8 protein-coding genes are annotated in these 16,299 nt (G+C 69.6%); 5 read left to right on the top strand and 3 right to left on the bottom strand.

The annotated features are described in order from the left end of the window. Positions 1 to 56: 56 nt before the first annotated feature. Positions 57 to 2,732 carry a putative bifunctional diguanylate cyclase/phosphodiesterase gene (locus tag ACQPZX_RS43540; protein ID WP_433369439.1) on the top strand — a complete coding sequence of 892 codons (2,676 nt, stop codon included), beginning with the start codon at positions 57 to 59 and terminating at the stop codon, positions 2,730 to 2,732. Here ACQPZX_RS43540 and ACQPZX_RS43535 read toward each other — a convergent pair. Further along, positions 2,729 to 3,739 carry a LacI family DNA-binding transcriptional regulator gene (locus ACQPZX_RS43535; RefSeq protein ID WP_433369436.1) on the bottom strand — a complete coding sequence of 337 codons (1,011 nt, stop codon included), beginning with the start codon at positions 3,737 to 3,739 and terminating at the stop codon, positions 2,729 to 2,731. The genes ACQPZX_RS43540 and ACQPZX_RS43535 overlap by 4 nt on opposite strands. Before the next feature lie 299 nt (positions 3,740 to 4,038). On the opposite strand from ACQPZX_RS43535, the gene ACQPZX_RS43530 reads away from it, so the two are divergent. The 4 genes from ACQPZX_RS43530 (at position 4,039) to ACQPZX_RS43515 (ending at position 9,651) form a co-directional block, all read left to right on the top strand. Then, positions 4,039 to 5,310: an ABC transporter substrate-binding protein gene (locus ACQPZX_RS43530; protein WP_433369433.1), complete on the top strand. Its 1,272-nt coding sequence runs from the start codon at positions 4,039 to 4,041 to the stop codon at positions 5,308 to 5,310. Between the two features lie 62 nt (positions 5,311 to 5,372). Then, a complete protein-coding gene (locus ACQPZX_RS43525) occupies positions 5,373 to 6,353 on the top strand; it encodes a carbohydrate ABC transporter permease (RefSeq protein ID WP_433369430.1) in 981 nt (326 codons plus the stop codon). Then, positions 6,350 to 7,204, top strand: a complete 855-nt coding sequence (locus ACQPZX_RS43520; RefSeq protein ID WP_433369427.1) for a carbohydrate ABC transporter permease — start codon at positions 6,350 to 6,352, stop codon at positions 7,202 to 7,204. Before ACQPZX_RS43525 ends, ACQPZX_RS43520 begins: the two co-directional genes overlap by 4 nt. Further along, complete coding sequence (locus tag ACQPZX_RS43515; RefSeq protein WP_433369424.1) at positions 7,204 to 9,651, top strand: glycoside hydrolase family 2 protein; 2,448 nt, start codon at positions 7,204 to 7,206, stop codon at positions 9,649 to 9,651. Before ACQPZX_RS43520 ends, ACQPZX_RS43515 begins: the two co-directional genes overlap by 1 nt. Here the strand turns inward: ACQPZX_RS43515 and ACQPZX_RS43510 are convergent. Further along, positions 9,585 to 13,376 carry a HEAT repeat domain-containing protein gene (locus tag ACQPZX_RS43510; RefSeq protein ID WP_433369421.1) on the bottom strand — a complete coding sequence of 1,264 codons (3,792 nt, stop codon included), beginning with the start codon at positions 13,374 to 13,376 and terminating at the stop codon, positions 9,585 to 9,587. The genes ACQPZX_RS43515 and ACQPZX_RS43510 overlap by 67 nt on opposite strands. A 167-nt stretch (positions 13,377 to 13,543) precedes the next feature. Continuing rightward, the gene (locus tag ACQPZX_RS43505; RefSeq protein WP_433369418.1) at positions 13,544 to 16,297 is read right to left on the bottom strand and encodes an MFS transporter; all 2,754 of its coding nucleotides are present in this window, start codon (positions 16,295 to 16,297) and stop codon (positions 13,544 to 13,546) included. Between the last annotated feature and the right edge of the window lie 2 nt (positions 16,298 to 16,299).

Raw genomic sequence — 16,299 nt, 5'->3', positions numbered from 1 at the left:
GATCCCAGGCAGCCGCTACCCCCTTGTCAGACCGGCATCGCAGAGGATCCGTCGACGTGGCAGTGCAACCCCCCGTGCACGCCCGGCTCACCGACCGGGTGTCGCTGCTCGGCGTCCCGGTGGTGGCCGTCGTCGTGCTGCTGGCCGGGTTCGCGGGCCTCATGCCGCCCGAGGTCGCGCTGGCCATCGGGGTGGGCGGCACGGGTCTGTGGGCCTGCACGCATCTGATCCGGGCCGCCCTTGAGATCCATCATGCCGACGGCACGTTCGTGGCCTGCCGCGGCGCCGGCTTCATCGGCCTGGCCGCGCTGGCGGCCGGTCTCATCGCGTTCATACCGCTTTTGTCCGGGTTTTCCGCGCCGTCAGGCGTCGGCGGCGGCCCAGCTCCGCTCTGGGGTCCGCCGGCGGCGGGCGTCTGGGCGACCATCGGGTACGGGCTGGCAGCGGCGCTCTATTCGACGGGCGTGCTGTTCCTCCCCGGCGGCGCCACGAACTGGGTGATGCGCATCCGGCGTGCCTTCGACGGCGCCGGGCTGGGGATCAGCCTCGCCTTCGCGGGCTATCTGATCCCCCCGGTCAAGGACGAGCACGTCGCCACCCTGCCGGTCACCCTGCTCGGCGCCCTCGGCATCTCGATCACGGTGATCGCGGTGCTGCGCAGCCGCCCGCGCGGCGGCCCCTCGGTGCGCTGCGGCGCCGGCGCGGTCGCCTCCCTGGTGACGCTCGGCATCCTCACCACGATGATCGTGCTCGGCGCCGGCGGCCGGCTGCTGCCGCTGCTCGGCCTGCCGATCGTGGCCGGGCTCGCGCTCTCGGCCGACGGCGGCTCCCGGCGCGACCTGCCGGCGCCTCCGCTCGAGCCGCGCAGCCCGGATCAATACCTCGCGAGCTACCCCCTGCTGGCCGTGCCGGCCGCGGTCGGAGTGGTCGCCGCCCTCTGGCACCTGATCACCGTGCGCGACTTCGACACCGTCGGGATCTGCCTCGGCATCGGCATGGTCGCCGTGCTGGTGATGCGCGAGCTGCTCGTGGTCCGCGACATCCGGCAGTACGCGGCCCAGCTCCAGACCGCCGAGGCGCATTTCCGCTCGCTGGTGGCCGGCGCCACCGACCTCACCCTGGTCCTGGACGAGCGGCTGCGGATCAGGTGGCAGTCGCCGGCCGCGTCCCGGCTGTTCGGCCTCTCCGACGACGAGGTGGTCGGCCGCGCGTTCCGCGACCTGATCCACCCCGACGACGTGCCCGGCGCCCAGGCGGTGATCGACTCGGTGCTGGCCGGCGAGCACGCCGACGGCCCGCCCGCGCTGGTCAGCGCCCGGCTGCGGGACGGCGCCGAGATGTGGCGCGACACCGAGTCGACGATCTCCGACCAGCGCGCGGTGCCCGAGGTGGCCGCCCTGGTGGTGCACGTGCGCGACGTCGGCGAGCGCAAGCACCTCGAGCGCGCGCTGCACAAGCTTTCGTATGCGGACCAGCTCACCGGCCTGGCCAACCGGCGGGCGCTGATGCGCGACCTGCTGACCTACCGCCGACGCGCCGGGCAGCAGGGCACGCTGCTGGTGATCGACCTGCACGGGCTCGCCGAGATCAACGACAGCCGCGGCCGCGAGACCGGCGACGCCGTGCTCATCGAGGTCGGCCGCCGCGTCAAGATGCTCCTGGCCGACGACGACGTGCCGGCCCGGCTCGGCGGCGACGAGTTCGCGGTGCTGACCGGGGACGGCGCGGTGCTGGCGTACGCGCTGGCCACCCGGATCGCGACGGTCCTGGCCGAGCCGCACATGCTGCCCGGCTCGGTGGTCGAGCTGCACACCAGCATCGGCCTGGCCGAGCTGGCCGGCGGCGCCGACTCCGACGAGGTGCTGCGCCACGCCGACCTGGCCCGCAAGCGCGCCCGCCAGCTGGGCCTGGACCGGGTCGAGTGGTACGACCCGGACGTCGAGATGAAGCTCAACCGGCGGATGGAGCTCGAGCAGCAACTCCTCGGCGCGGCCGAGCGGGGCGAGCTCGACCTGGTCTTCCAGCCGGTGGTCGACCTGCGCGGCAACCAGCCGGTCGGCGTCGAGGCGCTGCTGCGCTGGCGGCACCCCGAGCTGGGCACGATCCTGCCCGGCGAGCTCCTGCCGATCGCCCGCGCGGTGGGCATCATGGCCGAGATCGACGAGTGGGTGCTCGACGCCGCCTGCAAGCACCTGACCGCCTGGTCGACCGGCGACAACGCGTTCTGGCTGTCGATCAACGTGTCGCCCCGCGAGCTGCTCACCGCTCGCTTCCCGGATCGGGTCGCGGCAACCCTGAGCCGGTATGGGCTGCCGCCGGAGCGGCTGGTGGTCGAGGTCGCCGAGGACTGGATCGCCGAGGACGTGCCGACGATCGTGGCGTCGCTGGCGGGGCTGCGCAAGCTGGGGGTGCGCGCGGCGCTCGACGACTTCGGGGCGGGGCAGGCTTCGCTGTCTCATTTGCGGCGGTTGCCGGTCGACATGCTGAAGCTGAGTACCTCGTTGGTCAATAGCTCATCTGAGGTGACCGCTGGTACTGGTCCTGCGGTGATTGATGTGGTGGTGAGTTTGGGGCGGCGGCTTGGGCTGGAGATCGTGGCCAAGGGGTTGGAAACGCCTGAGCAGATCGAGAAGGCCGCCAAGGCCGGGTGTCCGTTGGGGCAAGGGTTTGCGTTGGGTCGGCCGGCCCCGGCCGAGCGGATCGAGGCCTATTTGGAGAGTCACCGGGCCTAGCGCGGTGGTGCGGTGCTGCCGCGCGGGGTCAGGTGGGCGGTGCCTGCCTCTACGTTGCCTACCTGTTTGCCGTCTATCGAGGCGAGCAGCTCGCGGGCGGCGTGGGCGCCGTACTCGGCGATGTCTCGGGTCAGCGCGGTCAGTGGCGGGTGCACCAGGCTGCACAGGGGAGAGTCGTCCCAGGCCACTATGGACAAGTCGCCGGGAACGGCCAGGCCCATCTCCTGTGCTACCGCGAGGCCGGCCACGGCCATCACGTCGTTGTCGTAGATGATCGCGGTGGGGCGCTCGGTGTCGATCAGCAGGCGCCGGGTGGCGCGGCTGCCCTCTTCGCCCGTGTAGTCGGAAGGCACGGTGATCGCCGACAGGCCCAGTGACCCACAAATATCGTCGAAAGCACGCGTACGCGTCTGCGTGTGCAGCAATCCGGGGAGGCCGCTGACCCGGGCGATCCGCCGGTGCCCGAGCGCCACCAGGTAGCGCACCGCCTCGGTGATCGCGCCGGCGTCGTCCGACCAGATCTGGGCGATCGTGCCGGTCTCGCCGGGGCCGCCGATCACCACGGCCGGCAGCTGGAGCTGCTGGAGCACCGGGATGCGGATGTCGTTCTCCCGCAGGTCGGTGACGATCACGCCGTCGATCCGGCGCTCGCCCCACCACCGCCGGTACACCTCGACCTCGAGCTCGGGCGTCGCCACGACCTGAAGGGTCAAAGCGTACGACCTTGCCGAGAGCTCGGCCTCGAAACCACTGATCAGGCCCATGAACCACGGCTCGATGCCGAGGATGCGGGCCGGCCGGCACAGGGTGAGGCCGACGGCGCGTGCCGACGCGCCCGACAGCGCACGGGCAGCACTGTTCGGGTTGAACCCGATCTCCTGGGCGATGGCAACGATCCGCTGCCGCGTCGCTTCGGAGACTCCGGGCTGTCCGTTGAGCGCGTACGAGACGGCGCCCTTGGACACGCCCGCCCGCCGCGCGATGTCGGCGATCGTGGGCCGCTTCACTCGGTCTCCCTCTACTTTCCGGCTGAAGCTTACCGGCACGCGTTTCGGTAGAGCGCTCTCACGGCGCAGCACGGCGACATGAACAAGCGTTGGCGGCAGGGCTTGATCGGTTAAGTGTTACGGGACACAGGGCCGTTTGTAAACGCCGATCGTCATAGAAGTCCGTTTCGTCCTACTTAACCGTCACTGACAACGTTGGGAAATCAACGCGGTAACACGCTATTGACAGTCATCGAGGCGAGGCTTAGCGTCTCCACAACTTACCCGGTTCAGTAAATTCTCTCCTCTGTGGAGGCGCAATGAAACGACTTGGCAAGGCGACGGCTGCGGCCGGTATCGCGGCAACCCTGGCCCTGACCGGCTGCAGCGGACAGAGCCTGGAGGGCAACGGCGACAAGGCCGAGGGCACGGTCACGCTCAAGGTCGCGTTCTGGGGCGACATGGGCCTCGACAAGCTCAAAGCCACATACGAGGCGGCCCATCCCAACGTCAAGATCGTGCTGAACTCCGGCGAGTACAACGCCCAGCACGAGGACCTGCAGAAGAAGCTGGTCGCCGGCACCGGCGCCCCGGACATCTCGGCCATCGACGAGGGCTTCATCGTCCAGTTCCGCAGCCAGGCCGACAAGTTCGTCAACTTCATGGACAAGGGCGGCGCCGACTACGAGTCGAAGTACCTGCCGTGGAAGTGGCAGGCGTCCATGTCGACCGACGGCAAGCAGATCGGCCTCGGCACCGACGTCGGCGGCCTGGCCATGTGTTACCGCTCCGACCTGTTCAAGGCGGCCGGCCTGCCCACCGACCGGGACGCGGTCAGCAAGCTCTGGACGAACTGGGACGACTTCATCAACGTCGGCAAGCAGTACACCGCGAAGACCCACAAGAAGTTCATCGACTCCGGCACGAACATGTTCAACCCGGTGCTCTCCCAGCAGCCGGTCGGATTCTTCGACACCAGCGAGAAGCTGCAGATGGAGGGCGGCCCCAAGGTCGCGTTCGACGTCAGCATGAAGGCGCTCGACGCCGGCATCTCGGCGAACCTCGCCAGCTTCCAGCCCAACTGGGACCAGGGCTTCAAGAAGGACCAGTTCGCCGTCCTGGCCTGCCCGGCGTGGATGCTCGGCCACATCCAGGACACGGCCCCCGAGCAGAAGGGCAAGTGGGACATCGCGGCGATTCCCGGCGGCGGCGGCAACTGGGGTGGCTCGTGGTGGACCATCCCGTCGCAGGGTAAGAACGTCGACGCCGCGGCCGACTTCGTGAAGTGGCTGGTCGCGCCGGAGCAGCAGATCGAGGTCTTCAAGACCGTCGGCAACCTGCCCTCGCAGCCCGCGCTCTACAAGGACCCGGCGGTGCTTGACTACAAGAAGGAGTTCATGAGCAACGCCCCGACCGGTCAGATCTTCGCGGCCACCGCGGAGAACCTGAAGCCGCAGTACCTGGGCAAGAAGGCCGGCCCCACCCGCGTCGCGGTGGAGAACGTGATCACCCAGGTGCAGCAGGGCAAGCTCAAGTCGGCCGACGCCTGGGCGGTAGCGGTCAAGGAAGCCGAGAAGGCCGCCAACTCCTGACCCTTGTTCGTAACTGAGGCGGGGCGGCGTTTGCCGCCCCGCCCTTAGCTAGGAGTGGCGCCGTGTCCCTCACCCAGCTCAGGCCGTCGCCGCAGCACGCGGCGCCGCCGGTCCGGCCGAGCAAGTTCAAGATCTGGCTCTACCGGTTCGACACCAAGACCATCCCGTACGTCTTCATCGCGCCGTTCTTCATCCTGTTCGCGATCTTCGGGCTGTTCCCGATCATCTACAACGCGATCGTGTCGCTGCGCACCTGGCGGCTCGACGAACCGGACAAGGACGGCTGGGCCGGCTTCGCCAACTACACGAAGCTGCTCAGCGACTCCGACTTCTGGAACGCGCTGGTCAACACGTTCGGCATCTTCATCCTGTCGACCGTGCCGCAGCTGCTGCTCGCGCTGATCGTCGCCAACCTGCTCAACCGCAAGCTGCGGGCGCAGAGCTGGTGGCGGATCGGCATCCTGCTGCCGTACCTCACGCCGGTGGTCGCCTCGACGCTGGTCTTCTCGGTCTTCTTCGCCCGCGACAACGGCATGGCGAACTGGTTCCTCTCGCTGGTCGGCTTCGGTCAGGAGGCGCCGCTCGACTGGCGGGCCGAGAAGTGGAGCAGCTGGATCGCGATCGCCACGATGGTCAACTGGAAGTGGATCGGCTACAACGCGTTGCTGTACCTCTCCGCCATGCAGGCGATCCCCAAGGACGTGTACGAGGCGGCCGCCGTCGACGGCGCCGGCCCGTGGCGGCAGCTGTGGCGGATCACGGTGCCCATGATCCAGCCGGTCGTGGTGTTCACGGTGATCCTTTCGACCATCGGGGGGCTGCAGCTGTTCAACGAGCCGATGATGTTCGACCAGAACCCGCAGTCGGCGACCGGCGGCTCGGCGCACCAGTTCCAGACCATCGCCCAGCTGATCTACAAGGTCGGCTGGAAGGACCTCAATCTCGGGTACGCGGCCGCGATGTCCTGGGCGCTCTTCCTGATCATCCTGATCGTCGCCGGCATCAACGCCCTGCTCACCAAGCGCATCGGAGGGGACCGGTGACCACCTTCGTGAACCGGGCGCCGCAGGACACCCGCGGCAGCTGGAAGACGTACCTCGGGCTGACCGCGGTCCTGCTGCTCTCCGCCTTCCCCGTGTACTGGATGTTCGTCATCGCGACGAGCACCGACGCGGCCGTCTCGCAGATCCCGCCTTCGGTGATCCCGGGCAGCCAGCTCTTCAAGAACCTCAACGAGGTCTTCACGATGCAGGAGGTCTACTTCACGGCCTCCCTGATCAACAGCGTGATCGTGTCCAGCGTCATCACCGCGGCGACGCTGTTCTTCTGCTCGCTGGCCGGGTTCGCCTTCGCGAAGCTGCGCTTCCCGGCCCGCAACGCGCTGATGTTCGTGGTGATCCTCACGCTGACCGTGCCCAACCAGCTCGGCGTCGTGGCGCTGTACATCCTGATGGGCAAGCTCGGCTGGAACGGCACCCTGCTCGCGGTCATCGCTCCCGGCCTGGTCAGCGCGTTCGGCGTCTTCTACATGAGGCAGTTCATCGCGCACGCCGTACCGGATGAGCTTGTTGAATCCGCTCGCATCGACGGTGCGATGACCATGCGCGTGTACTGGAGCATCGTGCTGCCCGCGATCCGGCCGGCGCTCGCCGTGCTCGGGCTGCTGACCTTCGTGATGGCCTGGAACGACTTCCAGTGGCCGCTGATCACGCTGAACGGCACCGACTTCCCCACGTCCATGGTCGCCCTCAGCGACCTGGCAAGCGGCAACTATGTGATCTACCGCCGTGTGCTGGCGGGTGCCTTCGCGGCTACCGTTCCGTTGATCATTCTGTTGTTGATCGGCGGCCGGCAGATCGTCCGGGGAATCATGGAAGGTGCTGTAAAGAGCTGATGAGTTACCGACCTCTGCACGACGGCTGGACCCTTTCCGGCGGCGATGTGAGCGAGCTGCCGGCGAGCGTGCCCGGGTGCGTGCACACCGATCTGCTCGCGGCCGGCCGCATCGAGGACCCGTACCTGGACGAGAACGAATCGAAGCTTTCCTGGATCGGGCGCACGGAGTGGACGTACTCCAGCTCCTTCACGCACGTCCCCGGGGCTCCGCGGATCGATCTCGTCTGTGCCGGCCTCGACACGGTCGCGTCGATCGAGCTGAACGGCGAGCAGGTCGGTCAGACCGCCAACATGCACCGAAGCTACCGCTTCGACGTGCGGCCGCTCCTCCGCGACGGCGACAACACCCTGAAGATCAAATTCAACAGTCCCTACGCGTACGCCGAAGAGCAGCAACGTCGTCTGGGGCACCGGCCCAACGCGTACGACGAGCCGTTCAACTTCATCCGCAAGCAGGCCTGCAACTTCGGCTGGGACTGGGGACCCATCCTGGTCACGTCGGGCATCTGGCAGCCGATCGGCCTGCACAGCTGGTCGGTCGCCCGGCTCGCCGAGGTCCGGCCGCAGGTGACGGTTTCGAACGGGACGGGCCGGGTCGAAGTGCGGGTGCGGCTCGAGCGGGCGGCTGTCGAGCCGGTGACCATCACCGCCTCGGTAGCCGGCCGCCGCGCCCAGGCCACCGTCGACGGCATCGAGGCGCTGCTGATCCTCACCGTCGACGACCCGGCGCTCTGGTGGCCGCGCGGCTACGGATCGCCGTCGCTGTACTCGCTGGACGTCGCCGTCATGTCCGCTTCCGGCGACACCCTCGACTCCTGGTCGCGCATGATCGGCTTCCGCGACGTGCGGGTCGACCACACCGACGACGCGTTCACCGTGATCGTCAACGACGTGCCCGTCTTCGTGAAGGGCGTCAACTGGATCCCCGACGACGTCTTCGACAACCGCGTCACCCGCGACCGGCTCGAGCAGCGCTTCCGGCAGGCGGCCGACGCCAACGTCAACTACTTGCGCGTCTGGGGCGGCGGCCGTTACGAGTCCGAGGACTTCTACGACCTGGCCGACGAGATGGGCTTCATGGTCGGGCAGGACTTCCTGTTCGCATGCGCCGCGTACCCCGAGGAGGAGCCCTTCGCCTCCGAGATCGAGGCCGAGGCCCGCGAGAACGTGGTGCGCCTCAGCTCGCACCCGAGCCTGGTCATGTGGACCGGCAACAACGAGAACCTGTGGGGCCACGAGGACTGGGACTGGAAACCGGTCCTGGCCGGCCGCACCTGGGGTCTGGCCTACTACCTGGAGCTGCTGCCGCGCATCGTGGCCGAGCTCGACCCGGGCCGCCCGTACTGGCCCGGCAGCCCGTACTCCGGCACCACCTCGCGGCACCCCAACGACCCCTCGTTCGGCACGACCCACATCTGGGACGTGTGGAACACCGACGACTACACCAAGTACGCCGCCTACCGCCCGCGCTTCGTCGCCGAGTTCGGCTTCCAGGCCCCACCCGCGTACGCGACGATTCGCCGCGCCCTCTCCGACAGCCCGCTGGCTCCCGACTCGCCCGGCATGGCGGCCCACCAGAAGGCCGCCGGCGGCGACCAGAAGTTGTCCCGCGGCCTCGACAACCACATGCCTCCCCCGCGCGACTTCGACGACTGGCACTACCTGACCCAGCTCAACCAGGCCCGGGCGGTCGCCTTCGGCATCAGCCACTTCCGCTCGCTGCGCCCGCTGTGCATGGGCAGCATCATGTGGCAGCTCAACGACTGCTGGCCCGTGACCTCCTGGGCCGCGGTCGACGGCGACGGCCGCAAGAAGCCGCTCTGGTACGCGATGCGCGACGCCTACGCCGACCGCCTGCTCACCTTGCAGCCCCGCACCGGCGCCCCGTTGACCCCCGGCGGCCCGGTGTCACCCGTCCCGCAGGGCACGGTCTTCACCTCCGACGGCGCCCCAGCACTCGTGGCGGTCAACGACAGCCGTACGCCATGGTCGGTCGAAACCACGGTGACCCGCCGCAACCTCGCCGGTGAGATCCTGGCCGCGACCGTCCTGGAAGCGACGGTCGCGCCGGGCTCGGCCACCACGATCCCGCTCCCCGCCGACATCACCACCCCCGGCGACCCCACCACCGAGCTGATCGCCGTCGACTCCGGCCTCACGTGGTTCTTCGCCCTGGACAAGGACATCCCTTGGCCATCGCCGTCCTTCACGACCTCGGTAGCCAAGGAAGGGACGTCCACAAAGGTCACCGTTACGGCGGACTCGCTCCTGCGCTCACTCACTCTCTACCCCGACCGCCTCGATCCGGCAGCCGAGACCGACAAGGCGGGCGTGACCCTGCTCCCCGGCGAGTCGGTGACCTTCACCGTCCACTCCGGTCAGTCGCTGGACGCCGTCGCCCTGACCTCGCGGCCGGTCCTGCGCTGCCTCAACGACATCGGATAGATCTCCAGCGCGGCCGCGGCGGCTCGCTGAACGGACTTGGCCCGGTCCGATTCGGCGAGCTGCCGCAGGATCGGCAGGGTGTCGGGGTGATCGCGCCAGCCGATCGCCAGGCATCGCAGGCCAACCGCACGAACGGCATTTCGGTTGCTGCGCACCAGGGCATGCACGATCGGCAGGGTGCCGGGTTCGTCCCGCCAGACATCCGCGACGACGGCCACCGCGACCCGGAGAGGACGTATGTCGCTCTCGCCTGTCGCGGCCCGGCGGAAGAGGTCGGCCACTGTGTCGTCGGCCAGCCAGGTCGGCGCCAACGCCGCCAGCGCGGCCGCCCGGACCCGGCCGCTCGAGTCGTTCTCGGCCACGGTCCGCAGCCACCGGCCGATGTCGGGCACGTCCGGCAGCCCTTCGGCCACGGCGCGCACGGCCGCGGCACGAACGTCCGACACCGGGTCCGTCAGGGCACACCGCCGCAGCAGCTCGAAGACATCGGGGTGCCGCTCCGGCCAGCCGGTCGCGAGCTCGGCCACGGCCACCTGCCGGGTCTTCCGGTGCGCATCGGTGAGGCTCCGGCGCAGCAGGTCGAGGATGTCGGGATCGTCGGGGCAGGCCATGGCCAGCCCGCTCAGCGCTCTGGCTCGAACCTGATCGTTCTCCTCCGTGGCGAGCCGTCCCAGCAGCGTGCGGTTGCCCGGCCGATGGATCAACGCGCGCGCCAGATGCCCGGCCCCGAGCGACCGTACGTGCGCGCGATCGTCCAGGCGTACCCGCTTCTCGAAGGCGTCGAGCGCTCGGGGGTCTCCGGGCCACCGGTTGACGAGGAACTGCATCGCCTGCGGCGCGACCTCTGGGTCGTCGGTCGCGTCCACGAGCGTCGGCACGGTTGACGGGTCATCGGGCCAGTGGTCCACAAGAAGGGTGAACGCGGTCAGCCGAACGCCGGAGTCGGGGTCGGTGGCGGCACGCTTGCGCAGGAGCGACCGGATGCCGGGCGCATCCGACCCGCTACGAGCCAGAGCCGTCAACCCGATGACACGCTCGCTGCCGTCGGACGAGTCGGCCAACGCGTCGATCATCGGCCGGATCTCCGGATGGCCGGGCCACGTGCGGGTCAGATCCCGCTTCGCCGATCGACGGACACCGGGATCGCTGTCGTCGACCGCGCGCTCGCTCACCAGCCGGCGAACCTCGTCATCGTCCGGCCAGCACCGCGCCAGCTGGCTGAGCGCGAGGCCACGAATCTCCCCGTCCGGATCGGTGCGAGCGAGATCGACGAACAAGGGACGAGTGACCGGAGCATCGCGCGCGAAGTTTGCCAGAGCCTGAATCACGGCGAAGCGATAGGGCTTGCTCGCATCGAGTTTCGCCCGGTCCCGGATCAGGCCGACCGTGACCTGGTTATCGGACCTGCTCCTCAGGAGCGACATGGCCGCGGCTCGCCGGACTCGAGGGCTCGGATCCCGGACGGCCTGCTCGTGAACCAGGCGCAGCACGTCGGCATCGTCCGGCCAAGTGGCGACCAGGGTATTGACGGCCGCGACCCGGGCGTGCGCCTGTTGTGCGGTCAGCGCCTGACTCAGGAGCACGCCGCGGAAGTCGGCGTCGTCCGCGAGCACCGTGGCGCCGATACGGGCGGCGACCGGCACGACGGAGTTGCCGTAGTCGCTCTCGCTGATCTCGCCGAGGAAACGCCCCCGGGCCAGATACCAGTCGCGGTAGCGGTGCCGCCCCGGCCAGTTCGCGCCGAGAGCGGTGAGCACCGGCGAAGCGGTCCTCTCCACCACGGAGTCGAGACCCTCCCTCCGATGCTGCGTCTGCCGGACGGCAGCCTCCAGGAGGCGCGCGATGACGCCGGCGATCCTCTCGCTCTGCGCGGTCAGCCGTCCGATTCTGCGGATCTCGCCGAGGCAGCGGATCGCGAGCAAGAGGTGGTGCGGGATCCCGTCCCGGCGGTGGAACCAGTCCGACTCCTGGTCCAGCAGATAGTCGATGATCCGGTCGGCGAAGCTCTCCTTCATGCCGGTCACCAGCAACAGGACTTCGTGCCAGGCCGGATCACGCCAGTGGGCTCCGAACACGCCGAGAAAGTCCTCCTCCGACAGGACGCGGTCGTCGAAGCGGGCCACGATGTCGGCGGCGGCGAGGTACTCGAGGAAGGCCCGATGGACGAAGCCGTACACCTCTCCGCCGAAATGGCTGAGGATGAAGTTCCTCGTCCGCAGCTGGTCGAGGAGGTTCCGCGCGGCCTTCCGGGCCTCGGCGACTGGCAGACCGAGCGTGTCGGACAGATAGGCGCGTACGTGGTCGGTCAGGGCGCGACCGGCGATGTGGTTGCCGGCCGGGCCCGATGTCGCGGACAGCATCGAACGGGCGATGAGCCGGAGCAGCTCCAGCTTCTCCTCCCGTCCCGGCACGGCGTCGGCCGCGACGAGCGACTTGTCCACCTCCCAGTGCTCGACCAGCACCGTCACGGCGTGCTCGTAGGCCGTGCGGCGGTCGCGGGGCAGCTCGGTCCGCCGTGCGATGACGGCAAGGATGGTGAGCAGCAGCGGGTTGCCCGCCAATTCTCGGACCGGACGTGCGGCATGGACGCCGCGGCGGAGGCGGTCGGCCAGGCGCGCCGCCTCGGCGCGATCGTGCGGGCAGGCCATCTCGTACCAGCGTCGCGCGAAGTCCTCCACCTGGCGGTCGTCGAAGTCTTGCAGCATGAGGTGCTGGAACCCGGCGGCGTCGAACGCCGTCCGCCGATAGCCGATCACCCGGGAGGTCACCAGGACGCGGATCTGCGGGTAGCGGGCCGCGAAGCCGGTGATCCGGTCGGTGACCTCCCGTCGTAGCGCCAGGTCGAAGATCTCGTCGAGGCCGTCGAAGACGACCAGAGCCGGCCCGCCGCCTCGGAGGTACTTCTCCAGCAGCGTTCCGGGCAGGCCGAGCCCGTCCTGGTGGTGTCGGCGATCGATCAGGTCGAGGAACGTCTCGGCGGTGTCGGCGGCGTAGGCGCGCAACTCGATGAGGATCGGCAGAGCGCCGTCGACCTCGGCCGCAGCCAGCGCCACATAGCGGGCGAGCGTCGACTTGCCCGCCCCGGGATCGCCCAGCACGACCGTGCGGCGGCCCGCCGGTCCGTCGAGTGCCTTCAGCACCGGACGGGCGGGGCGCTCGCGGTAGGCCGCCCGGGTCCGCCTGAGGCGCTCCTGGTCGAAATCCGCGGGAAGTTCCTCCGGGTCGATCTCATGAGAGTCAAGAAGCTGGCGCAGGAGGCCGCGCGGCAGTTCCAGCGGCGGGGGATCGGCGCGGACGTATTGCGGGACGAAGAGCTCCCGCAGCCGGATCGGCGGTGGCAACTCCTGCTCGGTCAGCGGAAGCAGCGTCTCGGTGTCGACTCGGCCGAAACGTTCGTGAAGCCGGCCGAGATAGGCGGCGCGCGCCTCGGCGAAGCCGCCCTCCGCGGATGCGGCTGGTGAGGTGCCCTCGAACAGCGCTATCCAGCGCAACCGGTCGCGGTCCTCATCCGACAGCCAGTGGCCGTGCCTCGCCGCGTAGCGGAGGCAGGCGTCGACGAAGGCTTCCACGGTCGCCCGCCGCGGATGCCCCTTCGCGGTCGAAGAGATCAGCCCGATCAGGGTCGACTCGGCCACGTGATGGCCCGCGGCGTCGGCGTGCGCCTTGAGCGCGCTCTTCGAGGGCGCGCCGGCGGCTCGATGGAGGCGTCGTAGCTCGTCACGCATCGGGTTGTCCGGTTGTCCGGCGGGTCTGGATCCCGACGATCCAGACGGTGTCCTGTCCCAGATTCGAGCACATCGGAACGGACAGCGGAAGGAGCGCTCCGATGTGGGTGGAGACGGTGGAAGTGCTGACGGCGGTGGTCAGGCTGGGGCTGGCTGTATACGAGGTTCTAGGTCGGCGATCCGGTCGGAACGGGGGACGCGCCGAGCAGGATGTCGTGACCGATGTGCTCGCCCGAGAGAGTGACTCGGCTGGCGACCGGGGCGTGGCCGCTCGCCGCGACCGTGTAAACGCCCGGCGGGAGGTCGCGTAGCTCGTAGCGGCCCTCGTGGTCGGTGGTGGTCGAGCCGGCGACCTCGCCGGTTTGGTCGACCGCCATCACCGAGGCCTCGGGGATCGGCCGGCCGGAGCGGGCGGCGCGGACCACGCCGGTCAGCGTCGTGCCGATCGTGAGGACCAGGTCGGCCTGCCGGGAACGGCCGGGCGAGATGATGCGGGTCGCGGGCCGGGCGTGCTCGGCGGTGGCGGTCAGCATGTAGTCGGCCTGGTCGAGGCCGGACAGCCGGTAGCGCCCGTCGGCGGTGGTGGTCGCGGTGGCCACGACTGTGCCGGCGAGGTCGGTGAGGGTGACGGCAGCGTTCGGGACCGGGCGGGACTGGCGGTCGGTGATGCGCCCTTCGATGCGGCCGGCGCCGGCCAAGGAGAGCACCCTGCGGATCTCACCGACGCCGGCGTTGACCAGGACGGCGGCGGGCTGGTGGTCGTCGGCGGCGCAGATCAGCATGAAGGCGCCTCCGGTCGGCAGCGACAGCCGGAACTCGCCGTCGCGGGCCGTCGTGGCGTGGGCGATCTGGCCACCGGCGAACTCGGCGACCGTGACGGTGGCGCCGCTCAGCGGGTTGCCGTCGGGCCCGTCGACGCGCCCGCTGATCACCGGCCCGGCGGTCGTCGCGATCGCCGGGCCGGCGGTCGCCGCGGTCGTCGGCCCGGTCGCCGTCCCGGCTGGCGTTGCGGGTGCCGGCCCGGCGGGTGTGGGGCTGGGCTTGTGGTCTGCTGGCACGTTGCTCGCTCCTGCTGCGAAGGCGGCGGGCTCCGCCGCGGGAAGTCTGGGCTCGGCGTGGGTGTGCTCGAATCCGCCTGTGGACGACGGCGAAGAAATGTCGTACCCGGGTGCTTCACTTGCCCCACCCAAACGGGCGGGGGTGGCCGTGGCGTCGGCCGATCCAGGCGCGTTGGCCGAGCTGGCGGCAGCCGAGCCAGGCGTGCCGCCCGAGCCAGGCGTGCCGCCCGAGCCAGGCGTGCCGCCCGAGCCAGGCGTGCCGCCCGAGCCAGGCGCGGCGGCGGGTGGTTCCGGGGCGGCGGCGGGCGGTTCCGGGGCCGCCGACTCGCGGGCCGCCATGCCTGACTGGGCGCGCAGCGGGACCTGCGGCAAAAACAGGAACAGCACGAACGCGACGACCAGGACGGCGGCGGCGATCAGGAAGATGTGGTCCATCGCCGTCGAGAAGCCTGCCTGGAACGGGCGTGCCACGGCCGGCGATACGTGGCTGAGGAAAGACGTGTCGTCCAATGAGGATGGTCTGACGGTCGGCACGGAAGAGGCGCGGTAGGCGTCGGCTATTCGGTCGCCGACGGTGGCGAACAGGATGGACAGGAAGATCGCGGTGCCGGCCGTCGCGCCCATCTGGCGGAAGAACGTCGCGGACGCGGTGGCGACGCCGATTTCCGAAGGGGCCATGGCGTTCTGCACGGCCAGCGTGATCGGCTGGAGCACAAAACCAAGACCAAGACCAAAAACGGCCATAAATAATCCCGTACGCCAGAAGGGGGTGTCGACGCCGAGGAAGGACAGCATCGCCAGGCCCACGACCATCAGGGACGCCCCGGCGATGGGGTACGGCTTGTACTGGCCGGTTCGGCTGATGAGCTGGCCGGAGACGAGCGAGCCGAGCATGATGCCGGCGGTCAGGGGCAGGAGCTGCAAGCCCGACTCGGTGGGGGTCGCGCCGCGGACGATCTGGAGGTAGAGGGGAAGTAGCGCGAGGCCGCCGAACATGCCCATGCCGATGACGAAGCCGCCGGCCGAGGTCAGGGCGAAGGTCGGGTTGCGGAAGAACCGCAGCGGGATCAGCGCCTCCTCGCCCATCACGGCCTCGGTGAGCAGGAACATGACCAGGCCGAAAGCGCCGACGGCGTAGCAGATCAGCGAACCGGCGGACGCCCAGCCCCAGCTGCGGCCCTGCTCGGCGACGGTGAGCAGGGGCACCAGGCAGACGCAGATGGTGACCGCGCCCCACCAGTCGATGCGGTGGTCGCGGCGGTGGTGCGGCAGGCGCAGGACCCTGGCCACCACGAGCAGGGCGACCGCGCCGATCGGCACGTTCACCAGGAAGACCCAGCGCCAGCCGGCGATGCCGAGGATCTCGTCGGTGCCGGCGAAGAAGCCGCCGATCACCGGGCCGAGCACGCTGGACATGCCGAAGACGGCCAGGAAGTAGCCCTGGTAGCGCGGTCGGTCGCGGGCCGGCACGACGTCCGCGATGATGGCCAGGGCCAGCGAGAACAGGCCGCCCGCGCCCAGGCCCTGCACGGCCCGGCAGCCCGCCAGCAGGTACATCGAGGTGGCGAACGAGCAGGCTGCCGAGCCGAGCACGAAGATGGTGATGGCGGCCAGGAAGAACCGCTTACGGCCGTAGATGTCGGAGAGCTTGCCGTACAGCGGGGTCGAGATGGTCGCGGTGATCAGGTACGCGGTGGTGACCCACGCCTGCATCGACAGGCCGTGCAGGTCGTCGCCGATAGTGCGGATCGCCGACGCCACGATCGTCTGGTCGAGCGCCGCGAGGAACATGCCGAGCATCAGGCCGGCGAGCACCTCGAGGATCTGGCGGTGACTGAGCTGCGATGACTCGGTTGATCCCACCT

This window comes from Actinoplanes sp. CA-142083, assembly GCF_050942195.1.
Classification (GTDB): Bacteria; Actinomycetota; Actinomycetes; order Mycobacteriales; family Micromonosporaceae; genus Actinoplanes.
This window is presented reverse-complemented; position numbering and strand designations above follow the sequence as displayed.